At 70.6% G+C, this 20,958-nt stretch carries 14 protein-coding genes; 7 read left to right on the top strand and 7 right to left on the bottom strand.

Annotated features, from left to right (window positions below; all coding sequences use genetic code 11):
* Positions 1 to 74 precede the first annotated feature (74 nt).
* Positions 75 to 989 carry a LysR substrate-binding domain-containing protein gene (locus TX83_RS01735; RefSeq protein ID WP_075574937.1) on the top strand — a complete coding sequence of 305 codons (915 nt, stop codon included), beginning with the start codon at positions 75 to 77 and terminating at the stop codon, positions 987 to 989.
* Positions 990 to 1,238: 249 nt separating this feature from the next.
* Here the strand turns inward: TX83_RS01735 and TX83_RS01730 are convergent, their stop codons facing one another.
* On the bottom strand, positions 1,239 to 1,577 hold the full coding sequence (locus tag TX83_RS01730) for a P-II family nitrogen regulator (protein ID WP_064746193.1): 339 nt from the start codon (positions 1,575 to 1,577) through the stop codon (positions 1,239 to 1,241).
* A gap of 354 nt (positions 1,578 to 1,931) precedes the next feature.
* Here TX83_RS01730 and ubiK point away from each other — a divergent pair, with 354 nt between their 5' ends.
* The gene (gene ubiK, locus TX83_RS01725) at positions 1,932 to 2,198 is read left to right on the top strand and encodes a ubiquinone biosynthesis accessory factor UbiK (protein ID WP_064746192.1); all 267 of its coding nucleotides are present in this window, start codon (positions 1,932 to 1,934) and stop codon (positions 2,196 to 2,198) included.
* Between the two features lie 566 nt (positions 2,199 to 2,764).
* A complete protein-coding gene (locus tag TX83_RS01720; RefSeq protein ID WP_064746213.1) occupies positions 2,765 to 4,297 on the top strand; it encodes a YifB family Mg chelatase-like AAA ATPase in 1,533 nt (510 codons plus the stop codon).
* Positions 4,298 to 4,403: 106 nt separating this feature from the next.
* Here TX83_RS01720 and TX83_RS01715 read toward each other — a convergent pair whose 3' ends face one another.
* Positions 4,404 to 5,267, bottom strand: a complete 864-nt coding sequence (locus TX83_RS01715; RefSeq protein WP_087960653.1) for a DMT family transporter — start codon at positions 5,265 to 5,267, stop codon at positions 4,404 to 4,406.
* Between the two features lie 123 nt (positions 5,268 to 5,390).
* Between TX83_RS01715 and TX83_RS01710 the strand changes: the two genes are divergently transcribed.
* Positions 5,391 to 6,779, top strand: a complete 1,389-nt coding sequence (locus TX83_RS01710; RefSeq protein ID WP_064746190.1) for a PLP-dependent aminotransferase family protein — start codon at positions 5,391 to 5,393, stop codon at positions 6,777 to 6,779.
* A gap of 267 nt (positions 6,780 to 7,046) precedes the next feature.
* Positions 7,047 to 7,433: a hypothetical protein gene (locus tag TX83_RS01705; RefSeq protein WP_064746189.1), complete on the top strand. Its 387-nt coding sequence runs from the start codon at positions 7,047 to 7,049 to the stop codon at positions 7,431 to 7,433.
* Between the two features lie 22 nt (positions 7,434 to 7,455).
* Here the strand turns inward: TX83_RS01705 and TX83_RS22455 are convergent, their stop codons facing one another.
* On the bottom strand, positions 7,456 to 9,600 hold the full coding sequence (locus TX83_RS22455) for a tetratricopeptide repeat protein (protein ID WP_222423702.1): 2,145 nt from the start codon (positions 9,598 to 9,600) through the stop codon (positions 7,456 to 7,458).
* An 816-nt stretch (positions 9,601 to 10,416) separates the two neighbouring features.
* Between TX83_RS22455 and TX83_RS01695 the strand changes: the two genes are divergently transcribed.
* Positions 10,417 to 13,323 carry a LysM peptidoglycan-binding domain-containing protein gene (locus TX83_RS01695; protein ID WP_064746187.1) on the top strand — a complete coding sequence of 969 codons (2,907 nt, stop codon included), beginning with the start codon at positions 10,417 to 10,419 and terminating at the stop codon, positions 13,321 to 13,323.
* 176 nt (positions 13,324 to 13,499) lie between these two features.
* Here the strand turns inward: TX83_RS01695 and TX83_RS01690 are convergent, their stop codons facing one another.
* Both TX83_RS01690 and TX83_RS01685 read right to left on the bottom strand, forming a co-directional pair.
* Positions 13,500 to 14,591, bottom strand: a complete 1,092-nt coding sequence (locus TX83_RS01690) for an NAD(P)H-dependent flavin oxidoreductase (protein ID WP_064746186.1) — start codon at positions 14,589 to 14,591, stop codon at positions 13,500 to 13,502.
* An 85-nt stretch (positions 14,592 to 14,676) separates the two neighbouring features.
* A complete protein-coding gene (locus TX83_RS01685; protein ID WP_064746185.1) occupies positions 14,677 to 15,855 on the bottom strand; it encodes a putative peptide maturation dehydrogenase in 1,179 nt (392 codons plus the stop codon).
* 249 nt (positions 15,856 to 16,104) lie between these two features.
* Here TX83_RS01685 and TX83_RS01680 point away from each other — a divergent pair, with 249 nt between their 5' ends.
* Positions 16,105 to 16,482 (top strand): NHLP-related RiPP peptide, encoded by a 378-nt coding sequence (locus TX83_RS01680; protein ID WP_064746184.1) that lies wholly within the window; start codon positions 16,105 to 16,107, stop codon positions 16,480 to 16,482.
* 189 nt (positions 16,483 to 16,671) lie between these two features.
* On the opposite strand, the gene TX83_RS01675 is transcribed toward TX83_RS01680, so the two are convergent.
* Both TX83_RS01675 and TX83_RS01670 read right to left on the bottom strand, forming a co-directional pair.
* Positions 16,672 to 19,221, bottom strand: a complete 2,550-nt coding sequence (locus TX83_RS01675; RefSeq protein WP_064746212.1) for a putative peptide modification system cyclase — start codon at positions 19,219 to 19,221, stop codon at positions 16,672 to 16,674.
* Between the two features lie 25 nt (positions 19,222 to 19,246).
* Complete coding sequence (locus TX83_RS01670) at positions 19,247 to 20,296, bottom strand: GGDEF domain-containing protein (RefSeq protein ID WP_064746183.1); 1,050 nt, start codon at positions 20,294 to 20,296, stop codon at positions 19,247 to 19,249.
* Between the last annotated feature and the right edge of the window lie 662 nt (positions 20,297 to 20,958).

Below are 20,958 nucleotides of genomic sequence, written 5' to 3'. Positions count from 1 at the left end.
GGCGCCACGGTAGGCCTGCCCGTTCAGGGAGTCCAATACATATAATTCAAGCATCCATGAGCTGGACTCATGCAATGAACTTGCACCTGCTGCGCGTATTCCTGACCGTGGTCGAGCAGCAAGGCTTCTCGCGCGCCGCCGAGGCCTTGTTCGTCAGCCAGTCGGCGGTGTCCAAGGCTGTGCGCGAACTCGAACACCAGCTCGACCTGCCGCTGATCGAACGCAGCGGCGGCGACGCCAAGGCGGTGCGCGGGGTGCGCCTGACCGAACACGGCCGGGCGGTGTTCGAACATGCGCGGGCGATCTTCGCCCTGGAACGGATCGCGATCGAAGACGTGCGCGATCGGGTCGAGCTGCGCCAGGGCCGGCTGCGCATCGGCGCCAGCACCACCATCGCCGGCTACTGGTTGCCGCAGCGGATCGGCCCGTTCGTGCGCCGCCACCCGGGCCTGGCCTTCGAACTGGTGGTCGGCAACACCGAGGAGGTCAGCCGCGCGGTGATCGATTGCGCGGTCGACCTGGGCTTCGTCGAGGGCCGGGTCGAAGACCCGCGCATCGAGTCGACGCTGTGGCGCAGCGAACCGCTGCGCCTGATCGCCGCCTCCGGCAGCGCGCTCGGCGCACGCCGCCGACCCTCGCTGGAGGAATTGGCGCGGCAGACCTGGCTGCTGCGCGAGCCCGGATCGGGCACGCGCCAGGTCGCCGAATCGCTGTTCGCCGCACACGCCATCGTCCCGGCGCGGGTGATCGAGATCGGCAGCAACGAGGCGATCGCGCGCGCGGTCGCCGCCGGCGCCGGCATCGCGCTGCTTCCGGAAACCGTGATCGCCGACCTGGCGACCATGCGCCGGGTACGCACGATCGGCTTCGACGGCGGAGACGGCGACCAAGACCGGGCCTTGAACCGACCTTTGTACCGGCTGGAACTGGTCAACCGCCCGCGCGCGCCGGCCCTGCAAGCCTTCCTCGACGCCGACCGCGAGGATTGAAGGCTCCGGCGATCCCCGATCACCGCGCAGCACGGGCGAGGAGCGGCGCAAACCGCGACCGCCCTCCTCGGCCGCCGCACACGAAAACAATCGTCCGCGCAAACACTGTCGCTCGCACACGCGCCCGTGCGCCAACGGCGTTCGAAACGATCTTTGCGCGCGCGAGCCTGCGATGCGCCGGCGCGAGCGCCGATCGATCGACGCCTTCTCCAGAGCGAAACGGCGCGCTACGGCGACGCCGCAGCCGACTTACAACGCGTCGCCGTCCAGCTCTCCGGTGCGGATGCGCACCGCGCGTTCCAGATCCCAGACGAAGATCTTGCCGTCGCCGATCTTGCCGGTGCCGGCCGCTTTCATGATCGCCTCGACCACGGTTTCGACCTGATCGTCGGTGACCGCGACCTCGAGCTTGATCTTGGGCAGGAAGTCGACCACGTACTCGGCGCCGCGATAGAGCTCGGTATGCCCCTTCTGGCGGCCGAAGCCCTTGACCTCGGTAGCGGTGATGCCGGCCACGCCGGCCTCGGCGAGCGCTTCGCGCACGTCGTCGAGCTTGAACGGCTTGATCACCGCCATGACCATCTTCATACGCCTGTCTCCACCGCGCCGATTGCGTCCGCCGCACCCGGATCGGTGCGGCGACTGGCGCGCAGGATAGCGCGCCGGCGCGCCGCGACCTAGCCGCGCGCCGTCCGCCCGCCGTCGCGCGGCGGGATGGACGGCGTTCACATCGCCAGCGCGGCATGCGTCGGAGGATGGCAACGCTGGATGAAGACTCCGGCGAACCGCCCGAACCAAGACTTGCCGGCCGCGTCGGCGCCATGATGTAGTGACCGCCTCATCCACTCCGGACTTTTCCCACAGCCCGCCGCGGCCTCGGCCGACGGCGTCGCCCCGGTCCGACGCCGACACTGGCGTCCTGCCGGAGGAGCACTTCCCCTCATGATCGACCTGAACGCCATCGACGACCTCGCCCGCCGCCTCAGCTCCCTGGTTCCGCCGGGTTTGCGCGAAAGCCGCGAGGAATTGCAACAGAACTTCAAGTCGGTGCTGCAGACCGGCCTGTCCAAACTCGATCTGGTCACCCGCGAAGAATTCGAAGTCCAGCGCGCGGTGCTGCTGCGCACGCGCGAGAAACTCGAAGAACTGCAGCGCACCGTGGCCGAACTCGAAGCCCAGCTCGACAACGCGTCGACGCCGCAGCACTGACGCCCGACGGCATCGCGCCGTCGCGGCGCTGACAGGCGCCCGCCCACGGGCATCGGCGGTGCCGGTGCCCTCCTCCTTCTTCCCCTCGCCCCGCGCGCGGCGGCCGAATCTGCGGCGATGCGGCCTTTTGCCGCACCCTGTAGCGACCGTCGCCGGTCATCGCTGCCGCGCGCGAACGGCCTGAGTTGCGGCCAAGGAAGGCGCAAAAAAGACAACGCTCACTCGCCGCCCATCGAGGCATCGAACACTCGCGTCCTCCTGCCCCCGCGATGCAGGCCACCGCGACGAAACTCACGATGGCCCAGCGCGGCTATCGCCGAGCGAGCCCGCGCGCGACGCAGCCGCGGCAATCCGCCTGCCGCGCCCCTTGCAACATCGCCTCTCCCCGCGCAGCGCTTGCTCCGGCGCCACACTCGCCGCCGCACACTGCGATGCGGCATTTTCCGACGACCGCGCGCCGCAGCCACCGACGGCATCGAACTGCGCCCTCGCCCAGACTGCGGCCATCGTCATCGGAACCGGACCATGCCTACACGATGCCCGCCGCCGCCCGCCAGGAACCGGCGATGAACCTCGCCCTCGTCCACAGCCGCGCGCGCAGCGGCGTACGCGCGCCCGCGGTGCGGGTCGAAGTGCACCTCGGCGGCGGGCTGCCGTCGATGTCGATCGTCGGCCTGCCGGAGGCCGCGGTGCGCGAAGCCAAGGACCGGGTGCGCGCGGCGATCCAATGCGCGCGCTTCGAGTTTCCGCAGCGGCGCATCACCGTCAATCTGGCGCCGGCCGACCTGCCCAAGGACGGCGGCCGTTACGATCTGGCGATCGCGCTCGGCATCCTCGCCGCCAGCGGCCAGATTCCGCTCGACGCGTTGGGCGAATGCGAGTTCCTCGGCGAACTCGGCCTGACCGGCGAACTGCGCGCCGTCGACGGCGTGTTGCCGGCGGCGCTGGCCGCCGCGGCCGCTGGCAGGCGCTTGATCGTGCCGGCAGGCAACGGCGCCGAAGCCGCGTTGGCCAGCCGGGTCGAAGCGCGCACCGGCCGCACGCTGCTGGAAGTCTGCGGCCAACTCGCCGGCCGGCAAACCCTGCCGCTGGCGCAGGCCGTGCCGCTGCAGCACGCACCCGGACCGGACCTGCGCGACGTGCGCGGCCAGGCGCAGGCGCGGCGCGCGCTGGAGATCGCCGCAGCCGGTGCGCATCACCTGCTGCTGATCGGTCCGCCCGGCTGCGGCAAGACCCTGCTCGCCTCGCGCCTGCCCGGCCTGTTGCCCGAAGCCAGCGAAGACGAAGCCCTGGAAACGGCCGCCGTGGCTTCGGTGGCCGGCCGCGCGGACGGTCGCGGCCTGGACCCGGCGCGCTGGCGCGAGCGCCCGTTCCGCGCCCCGCACCACACCGCCAGCGCGGTCGCGTTGATCGGCGGCGGCGCCGACCCGCGTCCCGGCGAGGTCTCGCTGGCCCACCATGGCGTGTTGTTCCTCGACGAATTGCCCGAATGGGAACGGCGCGCGCTGGAAGTGCTGCGCGAACCGCTGGAATCGGGCACGGTGACGGTGTCGCGCGCGGCGCGCAGCGCCGAGTTTCCGGCGCGGTTCCAATTGGTCGCGGCGATGAATCCCTGCCCCTGCGGCTGGGCCGGCGACAGCAGCGGCCGTTGCCGCTGCGCCGAGGAAGCGATCCGCCGCTACCGCGCGCGCATCTCCGGGCCGCTGCTCGACCGCATCGACCTGCACCTGGAGGTGCCGCGACTGCCGCCGGCGCAACTGCGCCCCGACCAGCCCGAAGGCGAGAGCAGCGCCTGCGTGCGCGAACGCGTGCTCGCCGCGCGCGAGCGCCAACACGCGCGCGCCGGCCAGCCCAACGCCCGCCTCGACCAAGCCCAGACCGAAACGCATTGCCGCCTGACCGCGCGCGATCAGGCCCTGCTCGAGCGCGCGGTCGAAGGGCTGCAATTGTCGGCGCGGTCGCTGCACCGGATCCTGCGCGTCGCCCGCACCATCGCCGACCTCGCCGGCAGCGAAAGCATCGCCACCGCGCACCTGACCGAAGCGATCGGCTACCGGCGCGGCGAACGCGGCAGCGCCCATGCGCCACAGGCCGCGTAGCGCGAGCGGTGCCCGCTCATGGTCCGGACGATTGCGGCCGGACGATCGCGGCCCGCCGGCTACGCGCATCGTCCATCACTCAGCGATGCTGCGACGCTGCGGACCGCTATCGGGCGAACCTCTTCGCCCCGCCGACGCAGATCACCGCGCCCAGCGTCACCGCCAGCATGGTCCAGCTCACGTTTTCGTGCAGCAGCAACGCAGCCAGGCCCAGGCCCATGAACGGCTGCAGCAACTGCAATTGCCCGACCGCGGCGATGCCGCCTTGGGTCAGGCCGCGATACCAGAACACGAAACCGATCAGCATGCTGAAAAGCGAGACATAGGCCAGCCCCAGCCAGGCCGGTACACCGACGTGGCGCAACGAGGCCGGCGTGGTCCATACGGTGATCGCGAGCATCGCCGGCAGCGCCAGCACCAGCGCCCAACTGATGACCTGCCAGCCTCCCAGCGTGCGCGACAGCCGTGCGCCTTCGGCGTAGCCCAGGCCGCATAGCACGATCGCGGCCAGCATCAGCAAGTCGCCGCGCAGCGAGGTTTCGATCCCGCCCCAGGCGGCATAGCCGACGACGAACGCGCTGCCGAGCAGCGAAAACAGCCAGAACGGCGGCCGCGGACGCTCGCCGCCGCGCAGCACCGCGAACACCGCCGTGCACAGCGGCAGCAGGCCGACGAACACGATCGAATGCGCGGCGGTCACGTGCTGCAAGGCCAGGGCGGTCAGCAAGGGGAACCCGACCACACAGCCCAGGGCGGTGACGGCGATGGACGGCAGGTCCGCGAGTTGCGGCCGCGGCTGCCGCAACAGCACCAGCAGGGCCAGGCCCAGCACGGCGGCGATGGTGGCCCGCGCGCAGGTCAGGAAGGTCGGATCGAAATCGGCGACGGCGATCCGCGTCGCCGGCAGCGAGCCGGCGAAGATGGCCACGCCGATGAAACCGTTGATCCAGCCGCGGGTGCTCGTTTTCACCGAAGACTCCTTCATCGCCGGCGCCCAGCAAATCACCCGGCGGTCGGCTCGAACAGGCACAATCCCAATACAATTCGAAGTGACTGTTATGGCAATAGAACCAGCACAGTCGAAGGAGATCGGATGCAACGCAAGGGCACGCGCATCGCCGCGGTGATGGCGGACGTCCGTTCGAAGATCGCCGCCCGGGCCTATCTGCCGGGGACGCGCCTGCCCTCGGTGCGCGCCCAGGCGCGGGCGATGCGGCTGTCGGTCTCGACCGTGGTCGAGGCGTATGAGCGGCTGGCCGCCGAAGGCGCGGTCGCCTCCCGTCCGGGCTCGGGCTTCTACGTCGCCGGTCCGGCCGCGCCCCTGGCGCTGACCGACATCGGCCCGCGGCTGGACCGTGCGATCGACCCGTTATGGGTCTCGCGTCAGGCGCTGGAAACCGGTGCCGGATCGCTCAAGCCGGGCTGCGGCTGGCTGCCGGCGTCGTGGATGTACGAAGCGGGAATGCGTCGCGCCCTGCGCGCGCTGGCGCGGGCGGACACGCTGGAGCTGACCGACTACGCCACGCCGCTGGGCCATCCGGCGCTGCGCCGTTTCCTGTGCCGGCGCCTGGCCGCCACCGGGGTCGAAGCCGCGCCCGAACAGCTCCTGCTGACCGAATCAGGCACTCAGGCGATCGACTTGATCTGCCGCTATCTGCTCGAACCGGGCGATACCGTGCTGGTCGACGATCCGTGCTATTTCAACTTCCATGCCCTGCTCAAGGCGCATCGCGCGCACGTGGTGGGCGTGCCCTACACCGCCAACGGCCCGGACCTGGAGCGCTTCGAGACTGCGCTGCGCGAGCATGCGCCGCGGCTCTACATCACCAACTCCGGCATCCACAATCCCACCGGCGCGACGCTGTCGCCGGTGGTCGCCCATCGCGTGCTCAAGCTCGCCGATGCGGCGGGGCTGGCGATCGTCGAGGACGACATCTTCGCCGACTTCGAGCTCGCGCCGGCGCCGCGCCTGGCCGCGTTCGACGGTCTGGCGCGGGTGGCGCATATCGGCAGCTTCTCCAAGACCATCTCCGCCTCGCTGCGCTGCGGCTACATCGCCGCGCCGGCCGGTTGGATCGAGGGCCTGACCGACCTGAAGATCGCCACCAGTTTCGGCGGCGGACGCCTGGCCGCCGACGCGGTGCTGACCGCACTGACCGACGCCGGCTATCGCCGGCACATGGAGGCGGTGCGGCTGCGCCTGGCCGAGGCGATGGACAAAACCCTGAGCCGGCTGCAGGCGCTCGGCATCGAGCCCTGGCTGCGGCCGCAGGCCGGCATGTTCGCCTGGTGCCGGCTGCCCGACGGCAGCGACGCCGCCGCCATCGCCCGTACCTGCCTGAAGGACGGAGTGGTCCTGGCGCCGGGCAATGCCTTCAGCCAGTCGCAGAGCGCCGGCGATTTCCTGCGCTTCAACGTCGCCCAATCCGCCGACAGCCGGGTGTTCGAGGTCCTGGCGCGCGCCATCGCCGCTCCGCCGTAACGCCTCACCGGCGCCTGCCCGTCGCATGCCCGATCCGGGCAACCCCGCCCCACGCGCCCCAGAACCAGCGACATCGGTCGCCGCCGCCGCGGCGCGCGGCCACGACGACAACGTGCGCGGTAAGCGACGAGCATGCCGACTGCGGTGCGCCCCATAAGAAACAAAGCCTTAGGCCGTTTTATTCCCGTTTTATACCCGCGGCTGCGCTGGCTTCGGCGCGCCGCGGCCACCTACCCTGGACCGGTCTCCCAGCCACAGGAAGTGCTCATGTTTTGCATCCGTGCTTTACCTCCCCTGATCGTCGCCGTTGCCGCCGCCATCGCCTTCGTCCCCAGCGCCCGGGCGCACGAAACCCTGCCGCCGGACTGGTGCCTGGACAGCAAGCGCGAAGCCGAGATCGTCGCCAAGTTCGAGTTCGACGGCGACGAGCTGCGCGAAGTGGCCGACAAGTGCGGCATCGTCGAGCACGACGACTGGCTGACCGCCAGCGCGACGCTCGCCGCCTATTGCAAGATCGTCACGCCGCTGAAGGACGCCGTGCCCTTCGTGTTCGGCCCCGACAGCTATGCCGGCGAAGGCCACCACGCCGAGTATCGCCTCGACGACGGCGCCACCGGCGTTTGCGCGGTGTGTCCGCCGCGGCCGGCCAAGTGAACCGATGCGGCAGGGACGCCGCTCACACCATCGCGTCGCGACGGGTATAGGCCAATACCGCATCGACGCGTTGCTGCAAGGCGGCGCGGCTGTCGGCCGGCAGCCCGTCGCAACGGCTCAGTACGTAGTAGGCCGAGCGCAGCACGTCGCGCCAGCGCGGATTGCGCGGCAGTTTGGACACGGCCAGATAACGCTCCAGCGCCCGCGCGCGCAGGCGGCCGTCGTCGATGTTGACCCGCCAGATCCGGCTCTTCTCCGCCAGTTCCAGGCGACCGGTGCCGGTGGCGCGTTCCCAGGCTTCGAGCGTGGCCAACATCAGTTCGACCAGACTGCGGCGGAAGCCGTCGCGCATCGCCGCGTCGGCGGCGCCGTCGGCGGCCGCGACGGACGCCGCGCCGACCACGACACCGGGCTCCGCGCCGGTCGCATCCGTCGCATCCGTCGCATCCGTCGCGGCCGTTGCGGCGATCGGCGCGCCGGCCGTCGTAGCGGCGTCGCTCGGTTGCAGCGCCAGCACCACCAGCCCGTCGCCGCCCGACCAGGGTTCCAATGCCGCGATCAACGGCCGGCCCTGACGCGTGGCCAGCGACAGGCGCTGCGCCGCACTGTCTTCCATGCGTTCCAGCGCCGAGGCCAGGGCATGGCCGCCGGCCTCGTCGAAAAACCCCGCCAGCGGCTGCCCGACCAGGCCCTCCTCGTCGCCGGCGCCGAGGCGCAAGCGGCCGGCGCGGTTCACCGCGAGCACCTGGCCTTCCGCATCGAGCAGGCACAACGCGTCGTCGCGGCTGTCGAGCAGGGCCTGCAGCAGGCTGCGGTCTTCGGCCAGGGCGTCGGCCTCGCGCCGATAGCGCGCCAGCTCCTCCTCGTGGCGCACGCGCCGCGCCTCCTCGCGCAAGCGCTCGCGCTGGCGCCGCCGCTGCAACAGCAACCACACGCCCAGCACCGCCGCCAACCCTGCCGCTCCGGCGAACCACAGCATCAGCGTGCGCTGCTGGAACTGCGCGCTGCGCAGTCGGTTTTCGCTCTCCAGCGCGGCGATGGTGCGTTGCTGCTCAGCGGATTCGAAACGCACCCGCAACCAGTCCAACTGACGGTCGTGCTGGGCGCGCGCCAGGGCGATCGCCTTGGCGTGCGCTTCGCGCAGGGTGGCGTTGGCCGCGGCGGCCTCGCCGGCGCTTTCCTGAGCGGCGGCCAGCGCTTCGAGCAAGGCCACCCGCATCGGATCGCCCTCAGGCACCGCCGCCAAGGCTTCGCGCAATCGGGCCGCGGCCACCGCCGTGTTTCCGGACAACTGCGCGGTGCGCGCGATCTGCAGCTGCAGCGCCGGCGGCAATGGCAGCTTCCAGGCGTCGGCCAGGGCCAACGCGGCGGCGCTCCAGCGCTGCGCCTGGGCGATGTCGCCCTGCGACAGCGCGACCCGGGTCAGGCCGTCGTGCACGCGCAATTCGTACACCCGGTTGCCGTCGGCGCGATAGGCCGCCAGCGCCTCCTGCAACCAGGCAGAGGCCTGGCGCGCATCGCCGGTGTCCAATGCGACCTCGGCCATGGTTTCCAGCACATGCGCGGCTTCCACCGGCTCGGCCTTGGCCCGGTACGCGGCCAGGGCATCGCGGTAGTAGCGCATCGCCGGTTCGGTTTCGCCGAGTTCGCGATAGACGTCGGCGAGATTGTTCAGCACCGCGCCGGAGACCTCGCCGCGCGCGCGCTGGATGTCCAGGCTCGCGGTAAGGCTGCGCAGGGCGCCGCGGAAATCGCCGAGCCGGCGCAAGGCCGCGCCGACGTTGCTCAGGTCGCGCGCGGTCGCGGCGCGATCGCCGAGTTCGGCCGACAGGGCGGCCGCGCATTCGAAGCGCGTCAGCGCCTGCGGAACCGCTTCGCGACGGAAGTCGAGGATGCCGCGACGGCGCACCAGCTCGTAACGCAGGCCGGCGTCGCCGGGGTTGCCGATCACCGCTTCGGCGCAATCCAGCGCGCGCTCGGCCTCGTCGAGACGTCCCGCCTCGAGTTGCGACTTGGCCTGCGCGAACAGCGCCGCGGCGCCGCCGTCGGCGGCGGTAGGCGCGATCTTGGCCCGTTGCAGGCACAAGGCCGGCTGCGGCAAGGTCCGGGCGGCCCGCGGCGGGTCGCACTGGGCCGCGGCCTGCGCGCTCGCGCAGACGCTCGACACGGCGACGGCGATCCAGGCGCCCAGCCACACCGCCGCGCGAGTCCGCACCGGGGGACGACAACGAACCGCCTCGGCCCATCCAGGCATCGCGCCGCCCCTAGTCCTTATCCGCCGGCATGCCGGCAGCCGGCCCCGGGCCGTCGGGGGCGATCGCATCGTCCGGTCGCGCGGGCCGGCGTCCGCCGGCGCAGGCGCGCTGCCCGCAGACCCGCACGCTGTGCCGGTCCGCGACCCCAAGCTTGCTCATCTGCCACCTGCCTCATGCGGATATGGGCCCAGCGCGGAGTGCGTCCGTCCGGGCGAAACACCTCGTCCTTGTCGGGGTCGGGCCCAGCTTAGCAGCCCGCTCAGGAGCGCTGATAGCCGGCCCGACCGCGGCGCGGCAAGCCGGGAGCCGCGGCCGGCCGGTGCGCGGCGCCCGATCCGCACCGGACGTCGCGACGGCGCCGAACGTGCCGGCGACGGCAGCGCTCCGTTGCCGATGCCTGAGCCTTTCGCCGGCACGCCATCCACCGCCGGCGCAGGCCGGGCCGGTGCGCCGTGCGCGCTCGACCGTGGCGAGGCAGGCATCGCGAAGACACGCGACGAAGCGCCTGCACAGCGAGCCTCTTCGAACACAAGCCGACGCCCGCGAGCGTCGATGCGTCCGTGACGCGAGTCGCGAACGCACGCATTCGCTACACATCCGATCGTGCGGAAACATCTCGAAAACATGTCGTTTCGATGACAAACGGTATCCGTGATCTCCCTAGCTAGTCGATCCCTTCGCTTGTTGTTCTAATCCGCCGACCTCCCCTCAGCGCAGGCGATCGCCCCATGGGCTTCCCGACTCTCGACGGCGTTTCCTACTACCCGCAGTACTTCCAGCAGCCGGCGCAGACGGTGCCGCCGCCGCAACCGCAAGAGCAATTCCACACCGTCGAAAACGGCGAGAGCTTGGAGTCGATCGCGCAGAAGTACAGCACGCCGGAAGCGCCGGTCACCGCGCAGGACATCGCGGACCGCAACCAGATCGACGCCGGCGACGTGCAGCCGGGCCAGAGTCTGATCGTGCCGACGATCAAGCAGCACGCCGCACCCAAGGCAGCGCCGAACGCCACGCCCGAGCAGGGCAAGAGCGACCAGGCGATGAGCAAGTACCTCACTGCCGAGGACAATCTGACCGCATTCGAGAGCGGCTACCAGCGCAACCACAACGACCCGGACTATCAGCCGCTGCGCAGCGGCTACGCCAGCCAGGCCGATACCGCGCGCACCGAACTGCGCGACGCGATCGGCGCCGAGATCAAGGCCGAATTCGCCGCGCACTCGCGCCCGACCGGCGACATCTTCGACAGCAAGGCGATCGAGCAGTACGGCGCGGCGGTGATCAAGCGCTACGAAAACGACCCGGCCGGCAAGGCCGCGGCCGAGGCCGCGGTCAAGGACTTCGGCGTGCAGCACGAAGTCGACACCGCGCTGTCGACCGCCAACGCCATGGGCGACGCCAAGGGCGCGGTCGAATCGCTGAGCCGCGATCTGTCCAAGCTGTCGCCGGAGGCGCAGTCGCGGTTGCTGTCCAGCCCGGGCTTCGACAAGCTGATGGACGAGAAGATCGTGCCGTCGTTCACCAAGCCGCTGCAGGGCGAGCCATGGGAGAACGCGCGCAACGGCGCGAGCGCACCGCCGAAGGAAAGCCTGCTGCAGTTGCAGGCCTTGGTCGAGAAGGCCGATCCGCGCGTCGCCAACGAACTGGCCGGACGCGGCGTCGATGCCCTGAACGATTTCTTCCAGCGCGCCGAGAAGGACGGCTACAGCATTCGTCTGGGCATCGAAGGCACCACCGCCCTGGTGCAAATCGCCGGACGCGTCGGCAACACGGCGGACGGCCTTGCGGTGGTCCAGCGCATGGCCGACCTGCCGGTCGACGCCAGCCAGATCCATCTCGCCGTGGCCGACGGCGCGCGTCCCGACCTGCTGGTCGCGATCGCCAAGGCCGGCGGCGGCGACCGCATCACCGCCACCGCGATCGAAGGCGTAAAGACCTATGCCGGCAGCCTCAACGGCGATGTCGACAAGCTGGCCAAGGCCACCGACGAGCTGACCTGGCTGATCAGCAATCACGGCGGCTCGATGACGCCGGATCAGCTCAACAAGGCGATCCAAGACTACACCGCCGACAAACTCAAGAAAGACCCGAACTGGGAAAAGAACATCCAGGCGATGGAGGAAAAGGTCGCCCAGGGCGGCCAGACCCTGCTCGACCAGATCGAAAGCCTGAGCAACCTGCCGCCGGACCAGAAGGCCGCCGCCGACAAGGCCATCGAGGGCATCCTCGGCGACAGCAAGTCCTCGTACGCGATCAGCCTGGCGCTCAAGAAGCATCCGGAATACATCGACAGCGAGGCCGGCAAGCGGCTGATGCAGAAGAACGCCTACGACGCCAAGCTCGGCGAGCAGGGGCTGAAGCTGACCAAGGAACTGGCCAACGCCTACATCCGCAACGACGTGCTCTCGGCGGCGCAGAACTACGACCCGCGCAACCCGGCCAGCATCCAGCAGGCCGAGCAGGCGATCGAGCGGCTCAAGAACCCGACCCTGGTCAAGGCGCTGGGCATGGACGTCGACAGCAGCAAGTACCAGAGCTACGTCAAGCTGGTCGATGAGCTGAAGAAGAGCTTGCCGGCGGCCGGCGACGGCACCCAGCAGATCGTCGACAAGCTCAAGACCCACGCCGAGGCGATGGACAACGTTGACAAGCGGTTCACCGCCGAAGGCCATCGCCCGACCTTCGAGAAGAACCAGCCGGTCGGCCAGGTGCTGCGGATGGTCGGGGTCGGTTTCGCCACCATCGGCTACCTCAATTCGCAGGGCAAGGCCAACGACGGCCAGTTCACCCTGGCCAACCGCAACGACATCAAGGCCATCGTCGACGCCGCCTCGCTGGGCCAGAAGGGCACCGAGCTCGCGGTCGGCCTGGGCATGGTCGCCGAGAATTCGGCCCTGGGCCGCTTCGGCGCCGGCAACCGCGCCAACGACAACACCAGCCTCGATCCGGGCCGGATGACCCGCGCCGACCGCGTGTTCGGCCACCTCAGCGCCGGGCTCGATTACTGGGCGGCGGCGACCAGCTACTCCGCAGGAGACAACGTCCGCGCCGGCTTGTACGCGGTCAGCGGCGTCGGCGGCACCATGGCCGCGCTGTCGGGCACCAGCCTCGCCGCTTCGCTCGGCGCCGGCAGCTGGCTGGGACCGGTCGGCATCGCTCTGGTCGCGATCGGCACCATCGGCCTGACCATGAAGGATCGGGTCGATCACTCCAATGCGCACATGAACGAAACCTCGGCCAAGTTCCTGAGCCATGCCGGTTTCGGCGAGGCCGCCTCCACGGCGCTGGTCGATCAGAGCGGCGAAGGCTGGAGCCCGGTGACGCTGCTCGCGCGCTATGCCAGCGACAAGGGCTACAAGCTCGACGACCCCGCCGACCAGCAGAAGTTCGCGCTCTGGATCAAGGGGCTGGACAGCGGCAAGCTCGAGCGGCTGCGCGACGAGATGCACCACGCCCTGGACGACATCGACGGCGACGTCGGCAAGTTCGGCGGCGACACCACGGTCTATCGGCCGGAGAAGTTCATTCACGGCGGCAACGGCATGGCGGTGAAGGTGCCTGCGAACATCAGCACCATCGGCCACCTGGATGCGGTCATCCGCGACCTCGGCCTGCCGGAGTTGCCGAAGGCCTGAGGCGTGGCGCGCCGAGCGCGGCGCTGCGGTGCAGCGAATCGTCCTTCCCCCTTTTTTTGGGGGAAGGCGTCCGGCGGCGGATGACAAGCGCCTACGGGTTCGCGCAACTCGAGCGGCTTCCTCCTTTTAAAAAGGGGTTGTCGTCATTCGCTTTCGCTGCGCCCTGCGTGGCCCGCTCAACCCGCTGCGCGCGCCAGCATCGCCAGGCTCTCCTCGGCCAAACTGCGCGTCAGCGCGTACGCCGACAGATCCCGCCCCAGCCGCGCCGCCTGCCCCGACCACAGCGGGGTGAAATCGGCGCCTCCGGCGGCTTCGGCCTGCGCGCGCAACGGCGCCAAGGCACCGCCGGCGAGCGGGAATTCCGGGGCCAGCGGCGACATCGGGCCGAGTTCGCGCATCAGCCGGTTGACGATCCCGCGCGCCGGCCGGCCGGTGAACAGATTGGTCAGCGCCGTGCCGTCGTCGCGCGCCTCGCGCAGGGCTTGACGGTGCATAGGCGACAACTTCGCTTCGGGACAGAACAGATACGCCGTGCCCAGCTGCACCGCGGCTGCGCCCAGCGCGAACGCGGCGACGATGCCGCGCGCATCGCCGATGCCGCCGGCGGCGATCACCGGCACCCGCACCGCATCGACCACCTGCGGCAACAGCGCGAACAGGCCGAGCTGGGTCGAGACGCCGTCTTGCAACGGGCCGTCGTAGAGAAACACGCCGCGATGGCCGCCGGCCTCCGCCCCCTGGGCGACGATCGCATCGCAGCCGTTCGCCTCCAGCCAGCGCGCTTCGGCCACCGTGGTCGCCGAGGAGATCACCCGCGCTCCGGCCGCACGCACGCGTTCGAGCAAAGGCGCCGCCGGCAGGCCGAAATGGAAACTGACCACCTGCGGCCGCACCTGCTCGACCAGCTCGCAATAGGCCTCGTCGAACGGCGCACGGCCGGACGGCGTCAGCGGCATCGCCGGGTCCAGGCCGTATTCGCGGTAGTAGCCGGCCAGCCGATCGCGCCAGGCCGCCTCGCGCGCGGGGTCCGGCTCGGGCGGCCGATGACAGAAGAAATTGAGATTCAGCGGCGCCGCGGTCGCCTCACGCACCTGCCGGCACTGCGCCAACGCCTGCTCGACGCCGAGCATCGCGCACGGCAGCGAGCCGAGCGCGCCGGCCTGCATGGCGCCGATCGCCAGCTCGGCCAGATTCGGCCCGGCCATCGGCGCCTGCACGATCGGCAATGGGATGCCGAACAAGTCCTGGATACGGCGGTCGGGCCACATGCGCGCGCACCTGTCGCAACGGAGCTACAGCATGACATCGTCCCGTGTGCGTCGTCTCGCCGCGGCCGGTACGCAGCGTTGCGCGCTACTGCGGCGCTCGCGGCCAGATCGCGCCGCTGGGATCGAACTCGGTATTGCGCATGCGTTCGCCGCGCCAGCCGAAGCCGCAGATCGCCAAGGGGCCTTCGACCAGCGGGTCCAGGCCGAACGCGCGCTCGATATCGACCTCGTTGATCGCCGCGGTGACGAACGCCCCCAGGCCCAGCTCGGTCGCGCTGAGATACAGGGTCTGCGACAGGTGGCCGCTGTCCAGCACCAGGGCTCGATAGGCCTTGGCGTGGTAACGGTATTTCCAGAAGCTGCGCGCGTAGCGCGGCGTCAACACCGCCATCGCCGCGGCGTCGGCGAACCAGTGCTGGCCGGCCAGGGCGCGCAGCGCGAACGCATGCAGCTCGCCTTCGGGCGCCGGCAGCGGTTCCAGCGCGTGCTCGACCGGGTGGTAGTGATAGAGCCCCGGGGCGATGCCGTCGACCCGCTGCACGATCAGATAAGCCTCGGTCGGGTGCAGGCCGCCGCCGGAAGGCGAGTGCTTCTTGAGGAAAACGGTATCGTCGGCGACGGCGACCATCGACTGCGCGGCGAACACGCGCTGCAGCATGTGCGCGAACAGCTCGCGGCTCAGCGCGCGCTCGGGATCGAAGTTGCGGCAGGTGGCGCGCTGCGCGAGCAGGCGGTCGAAGTTGGTGTCGCCGACGCGCGGCAGGGCCAGCGTCGGCCCGGCATCGGCGCGCGAGGGCGCATGCGCCGGCGGCGCGCCGAGCTTGCGCCGCAGGTCCGGCGCGGTGTGCAGTTGGTTGGCCTCCATCGCGCCGACGCTGTCCAGGCCCTGCCAGCGCGCCAGCCGGTGCATCATCGCCGCGGCCGGCCACCAATGCGCCTCGCGCAGGCGTTCGTCGCGCTCGCGCAGCGCCGCCCGCGCGGGCGGGTCGCCGTCGCTCAGCACCAGGCCCACGTCGAGCAGGCCCGCCAAGGTCGCCGCGTCGGCGTCGAAAGCCGCCGCCTCGCTCCATTCGCCCGGACTGATCCGGCCGAGCAATTCGCGCTGCGCCGCATCGATCTCGATCTCGCCGTCCAGGTGCGCGGCCAGCGCCAGCCAGCGGCGCTGCCGCGCCAACCCGGCGCCGCCGGCCAACAGCGACGACAGATCGAACGCCACGTCTTCGCGCGGCTCCAGGAACAGCACGCTGCAACGGCGGATACGCATGAACGCCCCGAGTGGTGGTAGGACCGCCGCCGCGCGGCGCGTGCGGCGCGCGAATCGCGCCGGCAGGCGCCATGATGCCGGGCGATGCCGCAGGCAGCTAGCTGAACGCGTTCATTGGATCGCCATTGGCCGACCGTTCTGCGCTTTCGCGTGACTGCTCTGTGGAGCCCGAAGGTTGTGAGTCGCTCCATATCAGGGATAAATTCCGCCGCAGACAGATCCAAGACGGATCTTCACAAGGGGAAACAGATGTCCATCGAAAACACCGGCCAGGGCGGGCATCCGCCGTTGGCGCCCGAAATCGCCGACAAGTTGCTCGACTTGCTCAGCTCGGACGACCAGTTCCGCCAACTCTTCGCCAGCAACCCCGAAGGGGCGCTGCAGAGCGTCGGCCTGGCGCCGCTGCAGAGCGAAGCCGCGCTGACCGGCGGCAGCTGCCTCAACGTCAGCTTGCTGGCGAGCAAAGAGGAACTGCAGGCCTCGCGCGACGTGCTGCGCGATTACTTCACTTCGGCCGGCACCCACACGGTGGTGTTCGTGCTCGAGTTCGGCCATGTCCAGGCCACCGCGGCCGGCGCCGTCGGCCCCGGCGGCACGATCGGTTCGGGCGGCGGCACGCTGAGCTGAACCGCATCGGCGATTCCGCGCGGCGCCGGGCCGGGGAGCCTGCCGCCGCGACGGAACCGCCCGTCGCGCTCCGTCGTATCGACCTCGCCGCCGTCCGATCGCGGCACAGATCGCGCCGGATCGCGCTGCGGTCCGGCGAACGCTCGAGCAGCGCCGCCGCCGGCACCCGGTCGAAGCCGATGCGGCGCCTCAGCCCGCGGCGGCGACCGGCGCGAGCACCTGGATCAGGGCCGCCGTGCGCGGCGCCTCGCGCCGGGCGCGCGCAGCATCGGCCACGTTCATCGCCAGATAGACCTGGCCGCCGATCGGCTCGGCGTAAGCGCGGCCGCGGTGGTCGGCGATCCAGCGGTTCTCGCTCGCCGCCTCTTCCGCCCGGCCGGCCGCCAGCAGCGCATCGCGCAACGCGACCCGGGCCTGGAACGGTTCGCTGCCGTCGAGCAGAGCGCGCAGTTCGCGCACCGCGCGTTGCGGATCGCCGCCCAGGCGCGCCTGCTCGGCATAGGCGATCCGCAGCAGCTTGCGCGATTGCCCGTTGCCGCTGACATCGACCAGCCCGGCCACGCGCGGCAGCAAACGTTCGGCGACGCCGCGCTCGCCCTGGCGTTGCGCCAGCCGCACCGCGGCCAACGCGATCGCCGACAAGTCGTCCTGGTCGGCGCTGCCGGGCTTGACCGCGTCGTTGAGCACGCCCTGGGCGAACTGTTCGATCTCGCTCGCGCTGGGCGGGTTCTGCCCGGATACGCTGCGTACCAGCAAATCGGTGAAACGCATCGGATGCCGCACCAGCAGCCCGGCGTCGCGCGCCGCCTCGGCGGCCTTGCGCGACAGTTCGCGCGCGCGGGCCAGGTCGTCCTGGTCCAGGGCCACGGCGATGCGTTCGAACTGCACGGTCAGGTTGGCCGAGCCGATGTCGCCGTCGGCGCTGAGCGCGTCGAGCATCCGGTTGGCCTCGTCGAAACGGCGCATCGCCGCCAGCGCGGCAGCGTGGCGACGGTTGGGCGGGTAGTGGCCGCTGGCCTCGGCCTGCTTGAACGATTCGATCGCCTTGGCGTAGCGCTCCTGCGACAAATGCACCCGGCCGGCCAGTTCGAAGGCGACGTTGCGCAGCGGTTCCTGCGGCGCGGTCGCCGCGGTGGTCGCCGCCAGCGCGCTGTCGAAACGGTTGGCGAGGAATTCCGACCAGGCGTACTGGTAGCGGCCGGCGAAGTAGTCCGGGTAGACCCCGGCCAGCAGCTTCCACTTCGGCGGCGCGCGCAGCGAGGGCTGCGGGCCGAACTCCGCCGCCCAGGCGTCCAGGTACAGCGCTTCGCGCGGAGTCAGGTGGTCGCGCAGTTGCTGCGCCTTTTCCAGATAAGGCCGCGCCGCATCGGTGTCGGCGTTGCTGACGTAAACGCGCATCACGCCCATATGGGCGAGCGCGAAATTCGAATCGATCTGCACCGCGCGCTGGAAGTACTGCAGGGCCTCGTCGAACTGGCGGTGCGCATAGGCCTTGCTGCCCAGGGCGTAGGCGCGCAGCGCGTCGAGGTTGCCGGTGGCGACCTTGGGCAGCGGTTCGGAGTCCTTCTCGATGTTCTTCAGCGCTTCGCCGAGCTTGCCGCGCAGCGCACCGGTGACCTCGTCGATCGAGGCCAGGGCCGAGGCCGCGCCGACGCCGTCGGCGGATTCGGCGTAGACCGTGGTCTGGGTGTGGGGATCGATGACCTCGGCGCTGACCCGCACCCGCCCGCCGACCTCGGCCACGGTCGGCAGGATCACTGCGCGCGCGCCGTCGCGCAGCGCGATCTCCGAGGCGATCGCGCGGTCGAGCACGGTGTCGGGCTTGCGATGCATGCGGTCGAGGGTGTCGCGCGCCTTCAGATCGGACAGCACGTTGACGTAGCGCGACTGCTCCAGGCTGATCCGGAACGCCTGCTCCAGCGAATCGTCGAGCACGCTCTGCCCGGTCAGATTGCGCAAGTCGCCGACCACCACCCAGTCGCGCTGGTTGAAAGCGATCGCCGGCTGCGGCCGGGTCGCGAACCAGATGCCGGTGCCGATCACCGCCAGCACCGCGATCTCGGCCGCCAGCGCCGCCGGGCGCCGCCACAGCGGGATGTCGCGCCAAGCCTTGGGCCCGTTCGGCGGCGCGCGCAGCGGCGCGATGCCGGGCTCGCCGACCTCGTAGATTTCCTGGGGCTCGGGCACGCCCTTGAAGCGCCAGCGGCCGTGCGATTTCCACAGCAGCTGCTGGCCGCGCTCGCCCAGCTCGCGCGCGGCGCGATGGGCCAGCGGCTCGGCCACCGCCGAGAGCAGGATCTGGCCCGGCCGCGCGGTCGCCATCAGCCGGCCCGCCATCGGCTTGGCCAGGCCCTCGACCTCGACCGGCTTGGCCCCGACCCGCACCGCCTCGTCGCTGTTGCGCCAGGTCAGCACTTCGCCGACGTGCAAGCCGGCGCGGGCCTTGAGCTCGACCTTGCGGCTGGCGCCGAGTTCGCGCAGGCCGCGGGCGTAGTCCAGGGCGAAGCCGAGGCCGTCGATCGGGCGCTCGAACAGCAGCAGCAGGCCGTCGGAGCGGTCGATCAAGCGCCCGCGCCAACGCTGCTGCAGCTGCAGCACCAGACGATCGTGCTCGCGGAACAGACCCGCCGCCGGGCCGTCGCCGAGCCGTTCGACCAGAGTGGTCGAATCGCACAGGTCGGTCAGCAACAGGGTCCGCAGTTGCGGCCCGTCGGGGTTCGGGCGATGGGCGTCGTTCATCAACGGCATCCTTGTCGACGACGGCTCAGGCCGGCGTCAGTTCGGCATCCTGCCAGTGCACCCGATTGCCGCCCAGGCGCTTGGCCTGATACAGCGCGCCGTCGGCATGCGCATACCAATCGTTCCAATCGTACTTGGCGCTGACCAGGCAGGCGCCGACGCTGACCGGGCAGATCGTCGGCGGCGACTGCGGGATCGCCAGCAGGCCGTGCACGGTCGCGACGATGAATTCGGCGAAACGCATGACGTCCTGGCGGGTCGAGGCGGCCACCAGCAGGCAGAACTCGTCGCCGCCGAGACGGCAGGCGATGTCCTCCGGCCCGGCCACCGAGCGCAGGATGTTGGCCACGCTCTGCAGCACCCGGTCGCCGGCCAGATGTCCGTGGTCGTCGTTGACCTGCTTGAAGCGGTCGCAGTCGACCAGGATCAGGCCCATGGTTTCGGGCATGCCCAGGGCGCGGCTCTCCTGCAGGTGCAGGGTCAGGCCGCGGCGGTTGTACAGGCCGGTCAGATCGTCGGTGCGGACCAGCTCTTCGGTCTGGTTGAGCTGGTGGGTGGTGGCGTAGAGGCTGTCGAGCGCGGCCTCCAGGTCCTGATTGCGCCGGCGCAGGCGCCGGATCAGGCTTTGTTCGTTGAGCACCACGCGCATGATCGCGCGGCGCAGAAAATGCGAGACCAGGGCCGGGTCGCGGTCGACCAGGCGCTGGAACTCCTCGTGGCGCAGTTCGACCAGCAGGCCGTCGGTGGCGGCGATGGCGTCGGCGCTGCGGGCGTGGTCGCCGATCAGCAGACCGAGCTCGCCGAAGAATTCGCGCACGCCCAGGCGCTTGGTCACCAGGTCGTCGCCGAAGTCGAGCAGCACCGCGCCGCGGGCGATCACGAACATGGTGGTGCCCAGTTCGCCGCGACGGAACACGACCTGGCCGGCTTCGACCCGGCGCGGCCGGCCGATCTCGGCGAACAATTCGAATTCGCCGGGCGTCAGGACGGCCGTCGCCGCATCCGTCGGCGCCGCGGTCGCAGTCGTATTGTCGGTCTCACGGGCCATCGTCGGCACCGTCACGTCGCGATTCATCCCGATCTCCCCACACCCCGCGTCCTGTGGGGTCACAGCGGCAGGATAGCACCTGGTCTGAACGGCTAACGCCGTGCACCGGCTGGATCGGCCAGCGCTCCGCCGAGGGCCCCCGGTCTATTCACCGCGGGGCCATCATGGCACGGCGCCCGCGGCGGACGCATGTTGCAGCGACGCAACCCCGCGAGCCCCCGCGCACCGTCGGCGGACGTGTGCCGGCCTACTTATTAATGGGGGTAGCCGGGCCAGCCCGGGGCCCGGGGTGGTGGCCTGTTCAGCAGCCCCGTGGCGCGTCCCGGCAAGCGGCCGTCCTAGCCAATTGGTCGTAGCAAGGCCGCGACAGGCGTGGCGGCCCTATGCGGGCCGGGTGGTATCGGTCACTCGCGGCTAGGCCGTGGGGTCTCGGCCTGCCTACTCCCGCTTCCCCAACTCCTAAGGCGTTGCCGTTGCCGTTGCCGTTGCCGTTGCCGTTGCCGTTGCCGTAAAGAGATTGGCACCGCATTGAACTTGCGAGAACGTCCTGAAGCCCCGGAGGGCGGCCCGCAGGCAGACGGGCCGTGCGCGGTCAGGCCAGGGAGGGCCGGTGCGGACCAGCCCCGCGCACGCTCCGTCCCATAACGGCTTTTGATCCGAAACCGCCATGGCGTTTTCTTTGGTTACTT

The organism is Lysobacter antibioticus HS124, assembly GCF_000336385.2.
GTDB lineage: Bacteria > Pseudomonadota > Gammaproteobacteria > Xanthomonadales > Xanthomonadaceae > Lysobacter > Lysobacter firmicutimachus.
Note: the sequence above shows the minus strand (reverse complement) of the source record. Positions and strands in the feature narration are given on the sequence as shown.